Source organism: Sphingomonas sp. CFBP 8760, from assembly GCF_014841615.1.
In the GTDB taxonomy this organism is placed as follows: Bacteria; Pseudomonadota; Alphaproteobacteria; order Sphingomonadales; family Sphingomonadaceae; genus Sphingomonas.
The window spans coordinates 53,927-69,722 of sequence record NZ_JACYUG010000009.1; the positions used below are offsets into that span (position 1 = coordinate 53,927).

The 15,796-nt window shown below is 69.1% G+C and carries 15 protein-coding genes; 2 read left to right on the forward strand and 13 right to left on the reverse strand.

What is annotated here, in order from left to right:
* Position 1 precedes the first annotated feature (1 nt).
* Positions 2-925 (forward strand): XdhC family protein, encoded by a 924-nt coding sequence (locus IFT82_RS12470; RefSeq protein ID WP_192127191.1) that lies wholly within the window; start codon positions 2-4, stop codon positions 923-925.
* Positions 912-1,478 carry a nucleotidyltransferase family protein gene (locus tag IFT82_RS12475; RefSeq protein ID WP_192127192.1) on the forward strand — a complete coding sequence of 189 codons (567 nt, stop codon included), beginning with the start codon at positions 912-914 and terminating at the stop codon, positions 1,476-1,478. The genes IFT82_RS12470 and IFT82_RS12475 overlap by 14 nt, the downstream gene beginning before the upstream one ends.
* A gap of 243 nt (positions 1,479-1,721) precedes the next feature.
* Here IFT82_RS12475 and IFT82_RS12480 read toward each other — a convergent pair whose 3' ends face one another.
* The 13 genes from IFT82_RS12480 to IFT82_RS12540 all read right to left on the reverse strand — a co-directional run bounded on the left by IFT82_RS12480 (position 1,722) and on the right by IFT82_RS12540 (position 15,772).
* Positions 1,722-2,927 (reverse strand): ABC transporter permease, encoded by a 1,206-nt coding sequence (locus IFT82_RS12480; RefSeq protein ID WP_192127194.1) that lies wholly within the window; start codon positions 2,925-2,927, stop codon positions 1,722-1,724.
* Positions 2,927-3,694, reverse strand: coding sequence for an ATP-binding cassette domain-containing protein (locus tag IFT82_RS12485; RefSeq protein ID WP_192127196.1), 768 nt, complete (start codon positions 3,692-3,694; stop codon positions 2,927-2,929). The genes IFT82_RS12480 and IFT82_RS12485 overlap by 1 nt, the downstream gene beginning before the upstream one ends.
* On the reverse strand, positions 3,684-5,039 hold the full coding sequence (locus IFT82_RS12490; protein WP_192127198.1) for an efflux RND transporter periplasmic adaptor subunit: 1,356 nt from the start codon (positions 5,037-5,039) through the stop codon (positions 3,684-3,686). The genes IFT82_RS12485 and IFT82_RS12490 overlap by 11 nt, the downstream gene beginning before the upstream one ends.
* The gene (locus IFT82_RS12495; protein ID WP_192127200.1) at positions 5,039-6,550 is read right to left on the reverse strand and encodes an efflux transporter outer membrane subunit; all 1,512 of its coding nucleotides are present in this window, start codon (positions 6,548-6,550) and stop codon (positions 5,039-5,041) included. The genes IFT82_RS12490 and IFT82_RS12495 overlap by 1 nt, the downstream gene beginning before the upstream one ends.
* Positions 6,551-6,828: 278 nt before the next feature.
* The gene (locus IFT82_RS12500; protein ID WP_192127202.1) at positions 6,829-8,835 is read right to left on the reverse strand and encodes an acetyl-CoA carboxylase biotin carboxylase subunit; all 2,007 of its coding nucleotides are present in this window, start codon (positions 8,833-8,835) and stop codon (positions 6,829-6,831) included.
* A gap of 51 nt (positions 8,836-8,886) precedes the next feature.
* On the reverse strand, positions 8,887-9,147 hold the full coding sequence (locus tag IFT82_RS12505; protein WP_192127204.1) for a DUF2442 domain-containing protein: 261 nt from the start codon (positions 9,145-9,147) through the stop codon (positions 8,887-8,889).
* Entirely contained in the window at positions 9,131-9,364 is a 234-nt protein-coding gene (locus IFT82_RS12510; RefSeq protein ID WP_192127206.1) for a DUF4160 domain-containing protein, read from the reverse strand. The genes IFT82_RS12505 and IFT82_RS12510 overlap by 17 nt, the downstream gene beginning before the upstream one ends.
* The gene (gene bioB / locus IFT82_RS12515) at positions 9,364-10,410 is read right to left on the reverse strand and encodes a biotin synthase BioB (RefSeq protein ID WP_192127208.1); all 1,047 of its coding nucleotides are present in this window, start codon (positions 10,408-10,410) and stop codon (positions 9,364-9,366) included. The genes IFT82_RS12510 and bioB overlap by 1 nt, the downstream gene beginning before the upstream one ends.
* Positions 10,407-12,614, reverse strand: coding sequence for a methylmalonyl-CoA mutase (scpA, locus tag IFT82_RS12520; protein WP_192127210.1), 2,208 nt, complete (start codon positions 12,612-12,614; stop codon positions 10,407-10,409). The genes bioB and scpA overlap by 4 nt, the downstream gene beginning before the upstream one ends.
* 1 nt (position 12,615) lies before the next feature.
* Entirely contained in the window at positions 12,616-13,398 is a 783-nt protein-coding gene (locus IFT82_RS12525; protein WP_192127212.1) for an enoyl-CoA hydratase-related protein, read from the reverse strand.
* Positions 13,398-13,814: a methylmalonyl-CoA epimerase gene (mce, locus tag IFT82_RS12530; protein WP_192127214.1), complete on the reverse strand. Its 417-nt coding sequence runs from the start codon at positions 13,812-13,814 to the stop codon at positions 13,398-13,400. The genes IFT82_RS12525 and mce overlap by 1 nt, the downstream gene beginning before the upstream one ends.
* Positions 13,815-13,940: 126 nt before the next feature.
* Positions 13,941-14,231 carry a GIY-YIG nuclease family protein gene (locus IFT82_RS12535; RefSeq protein WP_192127216.1) on the reverse strand — a complete coding sequence of 97 codons (291 nt, stop codon included), beginning with the start codon at positions 14,229-14,231 and terminating at the stop codon, positions 13,941-13,943.
* 14 nt (positions 14,232-14,245) lie between these two features.
* Positions 14,246-15,772, reverse strand: coding sequence for an acyl-CoA carboxylase subunit beta (locus IFT82_RS12540; protein WP_192127217.1), 1,527 nt, complete (start codon positions 15,770-15,772; stop codon positions 14,246-14,248).
* Positions 15,773-15,796: the final 24 nt, after the last annotated feature.

Consider the following 15,796-nt stretch of genomic DNA (forward strand, 5'->3'; position numbering starts at 1 on the left):
GATGGCCGAGAACGACAGCGTGCTGGCGGCGGCGCGCGACTGGCGGGGCGACCGGCTGGCGCTGGCGACGGTGGTGTCGACCTGGGGATCGGCTCCCCGCCCGCGCGGCAGCCACATGCTGATCCATGCGGACGGGCGGTTCGAAGGATCGGTATCGGGCGGCTGCGTCGAGACCGACATCCTCCAGACCGCCGCCGAGGTAATCGCGGGCGCGCCGTTCCAGGTGAAGAACTACGGCGTCGCCGATGCGGCGGCATGGGAAGTCGGCCTGCCGTGCGGCGGCGAGATCGCGGTGATGGTGCAGCCGGTGTCGGCGGAGGGCTTCGATCCCGAACTGTTCGACCGCATCGTCGAGGCGCGCGAGCGGGGCGACGCGCTGGCGGTGACGACCGATCTGGCGACGGGCCATTCGGACCTGCGCCCGGTCGAGACGGGTCAGGTGTTCGTCAACCGCTACGACCCGCCCCGGCGGTTGCTGATCGTCGGCGCGGTGCAGATCGCGCAGGCGCTGACCGGGCTGGCGCACCAGCTGGGGATCGACACGGTGGTGATCGATCCGCGCGCCCGCTTCCTGACGGCGGAGCGGTTCCCCGGCACCACGCTGGACGATCGCTGGCCGGACGAGGCGATCGAGGCGTACCGGCCGGGGCCATCGACCGCCGTCGTCACGCTGAGCCACGACATCAAGATCGACGACCCCGCGCTGATCGCCGCGCTGGCGAGCGAGGCCGCCTATGTCGGTGCGCTGGGCAGCCGGCGGAGCCACGCGGCGCGGCGGGAGCGGCTGGCCGCCGCCGGGGTCGCCCCGGCAGCGATCGACCGGATCGATGCGCCGGTGGGTATCGATATCGGTGCGATCGGGCCGTCGGAGATCGCGTTGTCGATCGCGGCGGCGGTGATCGGCGCCTTTCATGATCGCCGCTGAGGAGGTCGTCCTCGTCCTGCTGGCGGCGGGTCGGTCGGAACGGTTCGGGGCCGAGGACAAGCTGGCGGCGGACCTGCTCGGTCGGCCGGTCGGTCTCCATATCGTCAGCACGCTGGCGGCCTTGCCGTTCCGCGCGCGGCTGGCGGTGCGCAGCGGATGCCGGCTCGATTTTGCCGCCCATGGCTATACCGACATCCATAACGGACGGCCCGAACGCGGGATGTCGGAATCGGTCGGGCTGGGCGTCGCGGCGGCGACGCGGATCGGCGCCGCGGCGGTCCTGATCGTGCTGGCCGACATGCCGCGGGTGACCGACGCGCATGTCCGGCGCCTACTGGACGCGGGTGGTTCGGCCGATGCGGTGATCGCGTCGAGCGACGGCAGGAAACCCGGACCACCGGCGCTGTTCGGGCGCGACCGGTTCGATGCGCTGCTCGGGCTGACCGGCGATGCCGGCGCGCGCGACCTGATAAGGGCGGGGCGGCATATCCTCGCCGACCCGGCGGAACTGGTCGATATCGACACGCCCGACGATCTGCGCGCCCTGCGCTGAAGGCGAATCGCCCGGGAAAAGGTGGTTCGCGCAGCGGACATGGAAGCCTCGGGCGGACGGATCTGGAACGGAGTGAGGTTAGATCCATCCCGGCCGTCATTGCGAGCGTAGCGAAGCAATCCAGAGTCGGAGCGCGACGCCCTGGATTGCTTCGCTACGCTCGCAATGACGGATGGGTGGGCTTCACGTCATCGACGTTGCGCGCCGCGCCTTCCGCGCGACCTTCCTTCGTCCGCCCCGCCCCTATTCGTGGCGGAGCGCGTCGATCGGGTTGAGCGCGGCGGCGCGGCGGGCGGGGAAATAGCCGAAGACGACGCCGATCACCGCCGAGATGGCGAAGGCGATGAAGTTGATCTGCGGATCGAACGTCCATGGCACCTGCATCAGCGGGGCGAGCAACAGGATCACGAGCTGGGCCAGCGCCAGCCCGATCAGCCCGCCGAGGCACGACAGCGCCACCGCCTCGACCAGGAACTGCATCAGCACCTCGCGCGCGACCGCGCCGATCGCCAGCCGGATGCCGATCTCGCGCGTGCGCTCCGTCACCGACACCAACATGATGTTCATGATGCCGATGCCGCCGACGACCAGGCTGATCCCGGCGACGGCGGCGACGATGCGGGTCAGCAGCGTGGTGGTGCCGGTCAGCGTGTCCGAAATCTGCTTGGTGTCGAAGATGTTGAAATCGTCTTCCTTGCCGCCGGCGATGTTGCGGCGTTCGCGCAGCAGATCGGTGATGCCGGCCTGCACGGTTTGGGTCGAATAGGCCTGATCGACGCCGACCAGCATCAGGCGGATGTCGCGACTGCCGGTGAAGCGGCGCTGCACCGCCTTGATCGGCATGACGACGACATCGTCCTGATCGCCGAACCCGCCCTGCCCGCGCGTGTTGAGCGTGCCGATCACGTCGCAGCTGATGTTGCCCAGCCGCATCCGCGTACCGACCGCCTCACCGCCGCGATACAGGTTCTGGCGGACGGTGTTGCCGATCAGGCAGACCGCCTTGCCCGCCTCCTCCTCCGCCGGGGTCCAGTAGCGGCCGCCGGTCAGCGGCCATGGCTGCACGGTCAGGAAGCCGGAGGTGGTGCCGTTGATCGTGGTCGACCAGTTGGCGCCTTCGTAGATCGCGGTGGCGGTACTGCTGGCCTGCGGGGCGACGGCGGTGACGCCGGCGACCTGATGGGCGATCGCGGTCACGTCCTCCGGCTTGAAATCGGGCGGACGCGGGCCGCCGCCGCCACGCCCGAAGCCCTGCCCGGGGCGGACCTGCAACACGTTGGTGCCGAGCGAGGAGATCTGCTGCTGGACCGCGGCGGTGGTCGCCTTGCCCAGCGTGACCATCGTCACCACCGCACCGACGCCGATGACGATGCCGAGGATGGTCAGGAACGACCGCAGCAGATGCCGCCGAATCGAGCGCAGCGCGAGGACGAGCGTGGTGCCGAACATCAGGCCTCCACCGCCTCGCCCTGCCGGTGGCGGCTCTCGACCCGCTCCACCAGTCCGTCCTTGAAATGCACCACGGTGCGCGCGAACGCCGCCATGTCGGGTTCGTGGGTGACCATCAGCACGGTGATGCCGCTGTCGCGGTTGAGCGCGGTGAGCAACTGCATGATCTCGACCGAGCGTTCCGAATCGAGATTGCCGGTCGGCTCGTCGGCGAGCAACACATCGGGGCTGGTCACGATCGCGCGGGCGATCGCCACGCGCTGCTGCTGGCCGCCGGACAGTTCGGCGGGGGTGTGATCCCACCACCGGTCCAGCCCGACCTTCTCCAGCGCCGCCATGCCGAGATCGCGCCGCGTCTTGCGATCCTCGCCCCGGTAAAGGAGCGGCAGCTCGACATTCTCCAGCGCGGAGGTGCGCGACAACAGGTTGAAGCCCTGGAACACGAAACCGAGATAGCGGCGGCGGAGCAGCGCGCGCTGGTCGCGGTCGAGCGTCTCGATATGATGGCCGCGAAAGGTGAAGGCGCCCGCCGTCGGCATGTCGAGACAGCCGAGGATGTTCATCGTCGTCGACTTGCCCGATCCCGACGGCCCCATCACCGCGACGAAATCGCCGCCCGCGATATCCAGATCGACGCCTTTCAGCGCCTGGAACTGCGTCGCGCCGCTGCCATAGACCTTGGTCACGCCGCGCAGCGAGATGATGGGGTCGGCCGTCGCCGTTCCCTCTGCCGCGGGGGCGGCGGCGCGGGTGGGGTTACCGGGCACCCGCACCCCCCGGACGACGCGGGGCGGCGGCGGTATCGGTGCCGTTCGCCAACTGGCCGGTGATGACCTCCGCCCCCGGTTTCAGCGCGCCGCCGATCACCTCGGTCATGCTGCCGTTGCTGTCGCCGGTGACGATCTGGACCGGCTGCGGCGTGCCGTCCGCGCCCTTGACGTACACCGTCTGCGTCGCGCCGCGGCCGAGCGTGGCGGTGCGTTCAGGCCGATCGCGACGCGGGCGGAAGGTGAGCGAGCCGGCGATGCCGCCCTGCCCGCCAGCACCGGCCGCCGCCGGCTTGAACCGCAGCGCGGCGTTGGGGACGAGCAGCACGCCCTTCCGGTCGGAGGTGACGATATCGGCGGTCGCGGTCATGCCGGGGCGCAACTGGCCGTCGGGATTGGCGACGGTCAGGTCGGCGGCATAGCTGACCACCTGCCCCGTCGTCGCGGTGGTGCTGGTCGAGGTGGAGGCGGTGGCGGCGCTGACCGTCAGGTTCGAGCCGAGATCGACGCGGGTGATCGTGGCCGGGAAGGTGCGCCCGGGAAAGGCATCGACGGTGAAATTCGCCTTCTGCCCCAGCTTCACCGCGCCCACGTCCGCCTCGTCGATCGCGACCTCCAGCTTCATCTTGGTCAGGTCTTCGGCGATGACGAACAGTGTCGGGGTGTTGAACGAGGCGGCGACGGTCTGGCCGGGATCGACCTGTCGGGCCAGCACCACGCCGGAGACGGGGCTGCGGATGATCGCGCGGCTGCGCTGCGTCTGCGACTGCGCCAACTGGGCGGCGGCGGCGGCGACGTTGGCCTGCGCGGTCTTCAGCCCCGCGACCCCGCGCTGCGCATTGGCGCGCCCGGTCTGGAGTTCGGTGGCGGAGGGGACGCGGCCGTTCGACAGGCGGTACACCTCGTTCAGGCGGGCCAGCTGCGCGTTCGCCTCCGCGACGGTGGCCTGCGCCTGCCCGACCTGCGCCTGATTGGCGGCGAGCGTCGCCTGCGCGGCGCGAATCTGGTCGTCGATCTGTTCGGGATCGATCAGCGCCAGCGGCTGCCCCGCCGTGACGCGGTCGTTGACGTCGACAACGACGCGGGTGACGAGGCCCGACAATTGCGAGCCGACCGTCACCTGATTGGTCGGCGCCAGCTTGCCCGTGGCGGAGACGCTGACGGTCAGGTTGCCCTGCCGCACCGCCTGCGTCGAATATTGCACCGCGTCCTTGCCGCCGAAACAGCGGCTGAGCAGCAGCGCCAGCCCGGCCAGCACGAGGACGATCACCACCCATTTGACGTAGCGACGCCAGGCCGGCACCGCCTTCACGCCCAGAAATTCGTCGGTGCTCTGGTCGGCCATCAACGGGTCTCGCTTGCGGGGGTGGTCGTCGTGACGGGAACGGGTCGCGCATTGGTGCCGGCGGGCAGCACGCGCGGCGGCGCCTGCGGCACCGTCGTCGCATCCCAGCCGCCGCCCAGCGCCACGAACAGCGCGACCTGCGCGGCGGCGGCATCGGCGCGCGCCTGGGTCAGGCCGTTGCGCGCGGACAGCAGCGCCGTTTCCTGCTGGTTCAGCGTGGTGAAGTCGGTCAGGCCCGAGCGATACTGGCTGCGGCTGAGGATCGCGCTGTTGTTCGCGGCATCGAGCGCGACGGTGAACTCCCGCGTCCGCGCCTGCGCGGTCGTGAGCGCGACGATCGCGTTCTCGATATCCTCCAGCGCGAGCAGCACGGTGCCCTTGTACGCGGCGAGCGCGGCGTCGGCGGCGGCCTCCTGCGTGCGGACCGCGCTGCGCAGCCGGCCGCCGTTGAAGATCGCCTGCGTCAGCCCGGCGAACAGCCCGCCGGTGATCGCATCGCCGATATTGCCGATCGAGGTGGCGTTGGTGTTGATGTTGCCGGTGATCGCCAGCGCCGGATAGAGCCGCGCCTTCGCCACGCCGATCTGCGCGGTGGCGGCGGCCAGCGCGCGTTCCGCCGAGCGCACGTCGGGCCGGCGGCGCAGGATATCGGCGGGGATGCCGATCCCGACCGTGGCGGGGGCGAGCGGGATCGGCCGCGTCGCCGCCAGTTCTGGCTTGAGCGCGCCGGGCGCCTGCCCGGTCAGCACGCCGAGGCGCGAGACGGCGGCGTTGTACTGTTGTTCCAGCGAGGGGATCGTCGCGGCGGTCTGCGCGCGCTGCGACCGGGCCTGCTCGCTGTCGAGCGACGAGACGAGGCCGGCCTGCACGCGGAAGCCCGCGATATCCAGATTGTCGTCCTGGATCGCCAGCGAGGCGCGGGCATTGGCGAGCTGTGCCTGAAGGCCCCGCGCGATCACATAGTTGCGGGCGACCTCGCTCTGCACCGACAGCAGCACGGCGGCATAGTCGAAGCCCGCCGCCTCATACTGTGCGCGCGTCGCCTCGACGGTGCGGCGCAGTTCGCCGAAGATGCCGACCTGCCAGCTGGCCGACAGCCCGAGCGAGAAACTGTTGGTGCCGCCGCCGCCGGTGTCGACGACGGTGCCGTCGGGCAGGGTGAACGAGCGGCCGCCGCCGCGCAGATTCTCGTTCCGTTGATAACCGGTCGATCCGGACACGGTGGGCAGGAGTTGCGACCGGCTTTGCAGCAGCGATTCGCGCGCCTGCCGCAACCGCGCCACCGACTGCGCCAGATCGGTGTTCGCGCCCGCCGCCTGTTCGACGAGACGGCCGAGCACCGGATCGTCGAACCGGTTCCACCAGCGGGTCAGGTCCGCCGCGTCGGGGGCGGCGGGAACCGAAAAACCGGCGGGCACGCCCAGTTCGGCGGGCGATTGCGGGCGATAGTCCGGGCCGACCGAACAACCGGCGAGCGCGGTGGCGAGAAAGAGGGCACGGGCGCGCTGCATGGCCCCATAGGTGCCGGGCGACCGGGCCAGCGTCCAGCGCTTTTCTGTCGCAGTTTGTCGCGATCCATAGCGGGGAAAGCCGGTTCCCTGCCTACCCCATTGGCAAACCGTCCCATTCCGATCGCCGTCATGCCGGACATATCCCGGCATCCACCGTGCCGCACACCGGATGGCCGGCGGGTCTGCGGAACCGCGGCCCCCGGGACGGGCCCGGGGGGACGACGAGGGACGGGTTCGGGGCCAGGGCCGGCGACCTTCCCCGACCGGGCGGCCCGGCGCTATTCCAGTTCGAGGATGACCTGATCGACCGACAGGCTGTCGCCCGTCCGCGCGCCGATCGTCTTCACGACGCCCGATTTGCCGGCGCGCAGGATGTTCTCCATCTTCATCGCCTCGACCACCGCCAGCGCCTGCCCCGCCTCGACCCGGTCGCCCTCGTCCACGTCGAGCCGGACGAGCAGGCCCGGCATCGGTGCGAGCAGGAAGCGCGACAGGTCCGGCGGCACCTTCTCGATCAGGTGGCGGGCATAGGGGGCGACATGCGCGGGCAGCACCCGGACCTTGTGGACCGCGCCGCGGGTGGCGAGCCGGAACCCGCCGGGCACCGGGGCGATGCGGATCGCCACGCCCTCGCCCCCGTGCCCGACGTCGCTCTCCACCTCCACCAAACGGTCGCCGGGGGTGTATTCGGCGGCGAAATCGAGCGGTTCGCCATCGACGGTGATGCCGTCGACCGAAACGTGGACGTCGTGATCGGCCCCGTCGATCCGCACCGTCCAGTCCGCCGGCGGCGACAGGCGGTGGCCAAGCTGGCCGTCGATCCGCCGCGCGCGATCGGCATGGGCGGTGGCGGCGAAGGCGGCGGTGGCGGCCAATGTGCGGCGCAGCGCCGGGCCGGCGGGCGCGCCGGTGAAGCCGTCGGGATATTCCTCCGCGATGAAGCCTGTCGTGATCGTGCCGGCGCGGAACCGCGGATGCTGCATCAGCGCCGACAGGAAATCGAGATTGGTGCCCGGCCCCTCGATCTCGAACGCGTCGATCGCGCCGATCTGCGCATCGACCGCCGCCTCGCGCGTCGGCGCCCAGGTGACCAGCTTGGCGATCATCGGGTCGTAGAACATCGACACCTCGCCCCCCTCGACGACGCCGTCGTCGACGCGGACGCGCACCGTGGCATCCGCGCCCGCCGCCGGCGGGGTGTAGCGCGCGAGCCGACCGATGCTGGGCAGGAAACCGCGATACGGGTCCTCGGCATAAACGCGGGTCTCGATCGCCCAGCCGTCCAGCCGCACCTCGTCCTGCGTGAAGGCGAGCGGTTCGCCCGCCGCGACGCGGATCATCTGTTCGACCAGATCGAGCCCGGTGATCTCCTCGGTCACGGGATGCTCGACCTGCAACCGCGTGTTCATTTCGAGGAAGTAGAAACCGGTGCCGCTGGTATCCGCGCCCGACACGATCAGTTCGACCGTGCCCGCGCTGAAATAGCCGACCGCGCGGGCGAGGGCGACCGCCTGCTCCCCCATCGCACGGCGCATCGCGGGGGTGACGAAGGGCGACGGCGCCTCCTCCACCACCTTCTGGTGGCGGCGCTGGATCGAACATTCGCGCTCGCCGAGATAGACGATGTTGCCATGTTGGTCGCCGAGCAGCTGGATCTCGATGTGGCGCGGGCTTTCGATGAACTTCTCGATGAAGACGCGGTCGTCGCCGAACGAGGCGAGCCCCTCGCGCTTGGTCGCCTCGAACCCGTCGCGCACATCCTGTTCGGACCAGGCGAGGCGCATCCCCTTGCCGCCGCCACCGGCCGATGCCTTCATCATCACCGGATAGCCGATCTCGCCCGCGATCCGCACCGCATGGTCGGTATCGTCGATCTCGCCGAGGAAACCGGGGACGACGTTGACCCCGGCGGCGCGCGCCAGCTTCTTCGATTCGATCTTGTCGCCCATCGCCGCGATCGCCTCCGGCGGCGGGCCGATGAAGGCGATGCCGGCATCGGCGCAGGCGCGCGCGAAGGATTCACGTTCCGACAGGAAACCGTAGCCGGGATGGATCGCATCCGCGCCGGTCTCCTTCGCGGCGAGCAGGATCAGCTCCGCCTTCAGATAGCTGTCGGCGGCGGGTGCCGGCCCCAGCCGCACGGATTCGTCGGCGAGCAGCACATGCGGGCTGCGCACATCGGCATCCGAATAGACCGCGACCGTCGCGATCCCCATCGCCCGCGCGGTGCGGATGACCCGGCACGCGATCTCGCCGCGATTGGCGATCAGGATTTTCTTGAACAACGACCTCTCCCGGTTCTTATTATGTGCTTCAGGCGACGGCGGGCCTGTCGTTCACCGTGAACTGACGGCCGGTGCGCCGCGCAGCAATCCATCGGTACTCAGGTCCTCGTCGATCTCCGGCCAGTGGATGCCGTATCCACCGCCGGCCTTCTCCCAGACCGCGCGGGCTTCGGGCGTCGCCCGGGCCAGCCGGGGATACCAGGCGAGCGGTGCGGAGATGGTGCGACCATCCATCAGATCGACGATCAGGCTCGCTGCGTCGAACCGCACGTCCAGCACCCGTTCGTCGGTGATCCTAGCCGAAATATTCATGCCATGCCTCCAGAAGCATCGGACGGTGTTCGACGACCATGGCAAGGATGCCATTGATCTCGTGCGCACGGAAGCCGCGGCTCTTCGCGACGTCGACCGGCTCCAGCCAGACCTTTGCCGTCGCCTCGCCGCGATCGATATGGACATGCGGCGGTTCATTGGGTTCGTGACTGTAGAAATACAGGCGGAACGGCCCGATCCGCAGGATGGTGGGCATTACGTCGTTGCCACCCGCATCGGCTCCGCGCCCGTCATCGGCCGGACGCCCAGCTTCGCCAGCAGGGCGGCGTCGGCGCTGTCGCCGGCGTTGCCGGCGGTCAGCAGCTTGTCGCCGGTGAAGATCGAGTTCGCGCCGGCCATGAAGCACAGCGCCTGCGTCGCTTCCGACATGCTCTCGCGCCCGGCGGACAGGCGTACCATGCTGCGCGGCATCGCGATCCGCGCCACCGCCACCGTCCGCACGAATTCGATGTCGTCGATCTTCGCCATCGGCGTGCCCGCCAGCATATCGCCCAGCGGCGTACCCTTCACCGGCACCAGCGCGTTGACCGGCACGCTTTCGGGATGGCGCGGCAGGGTGGCGAGCGCGTGGACGAAGCCGACCCGGTCGCCGCGTGTCTCGCCCATCCCGACGATGCCGCCGCAGCACACCGAAATGCCCGCATCCCGGACATGGCCCAGCGTCTCCAACCGGTCCGCGAAGGTGCGGGTGGTGATGACGTTGCCGTAATTCTCCGGCGAGGTATCGATATTGTGGTTGTAGTAATCGAGCCCGGCCTCGGCCAGCGCGCGGGCCTGCCCGGCCTCCAGCATCCCCAGCGTCATGCAGGTTTCCAACCCCATCGCCTTCACCCCCTCGACCATCGCGACCACTTTCGCCATGTCGCGGTCCTTGGGGTTGCGCCACGCCGCGCCCATGCAGAAACGCTGCGAGCCGGCGGCCTTCGCCTCGGCGGCGCTGGCGAGGACTGCGTCGACCTCCATCAGCTTTTCCGCCTTCAGCCCGCTGTCGGCGGTGGCGGATTGCGAGCAGTAGCCGCAATCCTCCGGACAGCCGCCGGTCTTGATCGACAGCAGCGTGCACAGCTGCACCTCGTCCGCCGCGTGATGCGCACGGTGGACGGTCTGCGCGCGGAACATCAGCTCGGCGAAGGGCAGGTCGAACAATGCGGCGATTTCCGCGCGGGTCCAGTCGGTGCGCGGATCGCCGGCATGGGGAGCGGCGGTGGCGGCGGACGGGCGGGTAAGCGTATCGACGGTCATTCTGCGGCCTCGGTCTGGGGGGGCATGTTATGGCCGAGCAGCCTCAACACCTCTTCGGCCGCCTGCACAAGATTGGTGCCGGGGCCGAAGATCGCCTGCACGCCCGCATCGCGGAGCGCCTGATAGTCCTGGGCGGGGATCACGCCGCCGGCGATCACCTTGATATCCGGGCGTCCGGCGTCGCGCAGATGGCCGATCAGTTCGGGGATCAGCGTCTTGTGCCCCGCCGCCAGCGACGAGGCGCCGACCACGTCGACCTGACGCTCCAGTGCCAGTGCCGCCACTTCCTGCGGGGTCTGGAACAGCGCCCCCGGCACGATCTCGAACCCCAGATCGGCGAACATGCTGCTGACCAGATTGGCGCCGCGATCATGCCCGTCCTGCCCCATCTTGGCGACGAGCATCCGGGGCTTGCGACCCAGCCGGCGCTCGGTGGCGTCGACCCCGTCGGTCAGCCGCGCCCAGCGGGGATCGTCGGCATAGGCGCCACCATAGATGCCGCTGACCGGGGTCGGCTGCGTCCCGTAGCGCCCGAACGACACCTCCATCGCGGCGGAAATCTCGCCGAGCGAGGCGCGCGCGCGCGCCGCCTCGACCGCCAGCGCCAGCAGGTTGCCGGTGCCCGCCGCCCCTTCGCGCAGCGCCGTCAGCGTCGCCTGGCACGCGGCCTCGTCCCGCGTCGCGCGCATCGTCTGCAACCGCGCGACCTGCGCCTCGCGCACCGCGACATTGTCGACATCGAGGATGTCGATCGGGTCCTCGTCCTTCAGCCGGTATTTGTTGACGCCGACGATCACGTCCTCGCCCCGGTCGACGCGGGCCTGCCGCGCGGCGGCGGCTTCCTCGATCATCGCCTTGGGCCAGCCGGCCGCGACCGCCGCCGCCATGCCGCCTTCCGCCTCGACCCGCTCGATGATCGTCCACGCCTGATCGACCAGCGATTGCGTCAACGCCTCGACATAATAGCTGCCGCCGAGCGGATCGACGACCTTCGTCATCCCCGTCTCCTCCTGCAACACGATCTGGGTGTTGCGGGCAATGCGGGCGGAGAAATCGGTCGGCAGCGCGATCGCTTCGTCCAGCGCGTTGGTGTGCAGGCTCTGGGTGCCGCCGCACATCGCGGCCATCGCCTCGACCGTGGTGCGGATGACGTTGTTGTAGGGGTCCTGTTCCTGCAACGACACGCCGCTGGTCTGGCAATGCGTGCGCAGCATCTTCGACCGTTCGTCCTTCGCGCCCAGATCGGTCATCACCCGGTGCCACAGGGTCCGCGCGGCGCGCAGTTTCGCGACCTCCATGAAGAAGTTCATGCCGATCGCGAAGAAGAACGACAGGCGGCCGGCGAACTTGTCGATATCCAACCCGGCATCCACGCCCGCGCGGACGTATTCGCGACCGTCGGCGATGGTGAAGGCCAGTTCCTGCACCTGCGTCGCGCCGGCTTCCTGCATGTGATAGCCGCTGATCGAGATGCTGTTGAACTTGGGCATCTCGGCCGCGGTATAGGCGATGATATCGGAGATGATCCGCATCGAGGGGCCGGGCGGGTAGATATAGGTGTTGCGGACCATGAACTCCTTCAGGATGTCGTTCTGGATGGTCCCGTCGAGCAATTTGCGATCGACGCCCTGTTCCTCCCCCGCGACGATGAAGAAGGCGAGGATCGGGATCACCGCGCCGTTCATCGTCATGCTGACCGACATCTGGTCGAGCGGGATGCCGTCGAACAGGATCTTCATGTCCTCGACCGAATCGATCGCGACCCCCGCCTTGCCGACATCGCCGGTCACGCGCGGATGGTCGCTGTCGTAGCCGCGGTGGGTGGCGAGATCGAACGCGACCGACAGCCCCTTCTGCCCGGCGGCGAGGTTGCGGCGGTAGAAGGCGTTCGATTCCTCGGCGGTGGAGAAGCCGGCATATTGCCGGATCGTCCATGGCCGCCCCGCATACATCGACGCGCGCACGCCGCGCGTGAACGGCGCGAAACCGGGCAGGCCGGGATCGGTCGTGACGTCGGCGGCGGTGTAGAGCGGCTTCACGTCGATGCCCTCGGGCGTCGGCCAGGTCAGGTCGCGGCCCTTCACCTCGCGCGCGGCGGCGGCCTGCCAGTCGGCCAGCGTCGGCTGCGGCGTAGGTTCGGGCTGGGGCGGTGCGGATGGGGCGGCGCCCGCATCCTCGCCGGTGTTGATCTCGATATCGGCCATGTCAGCTACCCCGGAATGCCGGTTGGCGTTTTTCGAGGAACGCACGACCGCCCTCGGCGGCGTCGGCGGTGCCGCGCATCGCCCGCTGGTTGTCCGCCTCCCGCGCCATCGCGGCGGCATAGTCGCCGTCCTGCGCGGCGTGGAGCTGGCGACGGATCGCACCCAGCGCCAGCGTCGGCCCGGCGGCAAGCCGATCGGCCAGCGCGAACGCCGCGTCGTTCAGTTCGGCGTCGGGCACGACCGCGTGAATCATGCCCCAGTCGAGCGCGGTCGCGGCCGGCACCCGCTCGCCGAGCATCATCATCCGCAGGGCGCGCGGCCGGCCGATCAGGCGCGGCAGCATCCACGACGCACCGCCATCGGGGACGAGGCCGATATTGACGAACGCTTGCAGGAAATAGGCGGTGTCGCCCGCCACGCAGAAATCGGCGGCGAGCGCCAACGAACAGCCGATCCCCGCCGCCGGCCCGCGCACCGCACTGACCACCGGCACGGGCAGGTCCGCGATCATCGCCAACGTAGGGTTGTAGCTGTCGGTCAGCGCGCGGTGCGTCGCCGCCCCCGGATCATCGGCCGACAGCGCACCGCCCGCCACGTCCGCCCCCGAGCAGAAGGCACGGCCCGCCCCCTGCACCAGCACGGCGCGCGCGCCGTCCCGTTCGCGCAGGGCCGCCGCGATCTCCTCGAACATCGCCGGCGGGGCGGCGTTCAGCCGATCAGGGCGGTCGAGCGTGATGACCAGCACGTCGCCACGCCGGTCGGTGCGGATGTTCACGGGCGCCATCAATGGTCCTTCGGTTGTTCCATCAGCTCGACCAGCAACCCGCCCATGTCGCGCGGGTGGACGAAGACGATCGGGGTGCCATGCGCGCCAATCCGCGGCTGGCCGAGCACGGTCGCGCCCTTCGCGGTCAGGTCGGCGATCGCGGCATGGATATCAGGCACCTCGAAGCACAGGTGATGCTGCCCGCCCGCCGGATTCCGGCGCAGGAAGCCCGCGATCGGCGAGGCATCGTCCAGCGGCTCGATCAGTTCGATCTGGGTGTTGGGCGCATCGACGAAACACACCCGCACGCCCTGCGCGGGCAGATCGAACGGCACCCCGATCGCGGTCGCGCCGAGCAGGGTGCGGTAGGTTTCGACAGACCGCTCGATCGACGGGGTCGCGACGCCGACATGGTTGAGGCGGCCGAGGGTCATGGCTGCATGGCTCCTTCCGTCGACAAACGCCGCTTCGTCATTGCGAGCGTAGCGAAGCAATCCAGTGTTCCGCGCGGGACCCTGGATTGCTTCGCTGCGCTCGCAATGACGGAAGGATAGTGTGATTCAGTCATGCATGATCTGCTCGTACAAGTCGTGCCATCCGGGATTGATCGCCTCGATCAGCGCCAGCTTTTTCGCACGCGAACCGCTCTTGATCTGCTTTTCGCGCATGATCGCCGCTTCCATCATGTCGGCGGCTTCGAACCAGACCAGCGACTTGCATCCGTACCGTTTGGTGAAACCTTCGACCAAGCCTTCGCGATGCTGCCATGCGCGTTGCGGCAGGTTTGATGTCACGCCGACGTACAACGTCCCATTGCGCCTATTCGTCATGATATAAACCGCCGGCCGCATCGATCATCCCGCCGTCACAACGGGATGTTGTCATGCTTCTTCCACGGGTTCTCCAGCTGCTTGCCGCGCAGCTTGCGCAGGCCCAGCGCGATGCGGCGGCGGGTGGAGTGGGGCTGGATCACCTCGTCGATGAAGCCCTTGGCCGCCGCGACGAAGGGGTTGGCGAAGCGCGCCTCGTATTCCGCCGTCCGCTCGGCGATCTCCTCGGGCGTGCGGCCGCGGAAGATGATCTCGACTGCGCCCTTGGCGCCCATCACCGCGATCTCGGCGGTCGGCCACGCATAGTTCAGGTCGCCGCGCAGATGCTTCGACGCCATCACGTCGTAGGCGCCGCCATACGCCTTGCGGGTGATGACGGTGATCTTGGGCACGGTCGCCTCCGCATAGGCGAACAGCAGCTTCGCGCCGTGCTTGATGATGCCGCTATGCTCCTGCGCCGTCCCCGGCAGGAAGCCCGGCACGTCGACGAAGGTGACGATCGGAATCTCGAACGCGTCGCAGAAGCGCACGAACCGCGCCGCCTTTTTCGACGAATTGATGTCGAGCACACCCGCCAGCACCATCGGCTGGTTGGCGACGAAGCCGACGGTGCGCCCCTCGATCCGGCCGAAGCCGGTGATAATGTTGGCGGCGTGCGCCGGCTGCGTCTCGAAGAAATCGCCCTCGTCGACGACCTTCCGGATCAGCTCGTGCATGTCGTAGGGCTGGTTGGCCGAGGCGGGGATCAGCGTATCCAGCCCCGGTTCCGCCCGGTCCCACGCATCGGCGGTGGGGCGCTCCGGCACCGCCTCCCGGTTCGACAGCGGCAGGAAATCGATGAAGTCGCGCGCCGCCAGCAGCGCCTCGATATCGTTTTCGAACGCGTTGTCGGCGACGCTGGTGCGGGTGGTGTGCGTCACCGCGCCGCCCAGCGCCTCCTGCGTCACCACCTCGTTCGTCACCGTCTTGACCACATCAGGGCCGGTGACGAACATGTAGCTGGAATCCTTCACCATGAAGATGAAGTCGGTCATCGCCGGCGAATAGACCGCCCCGCCCGCGCACGGCCCCATGATGAGCGACAGCTGCGGCACCACGCCGGAGGCCAGCACGTTGCGCTGGAACACCTCCGCATAGCCGCCGAGCGAGGCGACCCCCTCCTGGATGCGGGCGCCGCCCGAATCGTTCAGGCCGATCACCGGCGCGCCGACGCGCAGCGCGGTGTCCATCACCTTGCAGATCTTGGCGGCATGGCGTTCGGACAGCGAGCCGCCGAACACCGTGAAATCCTGGCTGAAAACATAGACGAGCCGGCCGTTGATCGTACCCGATCCGGTGACCACGCCGTCGCCGGGGATCACCTGATCCGCCATGCCGAAATCGACGCAGTTATGCTCGACATACATGTCGATCTCTTCGAACGATCCCTCGTCCAGCAGCACGTCCAGCCGCTCACGCGCGGTCAGCTTGCCCTTGCCATGCTGGGCGGCGATGCGTTTTTCGCCGCCGCCCAGCTTCGCGCCTGCGCGTTTCGCCTCCAACATTGCGATGGTCGACGACAAAGACATCCTCCTGCAAACGCGCCG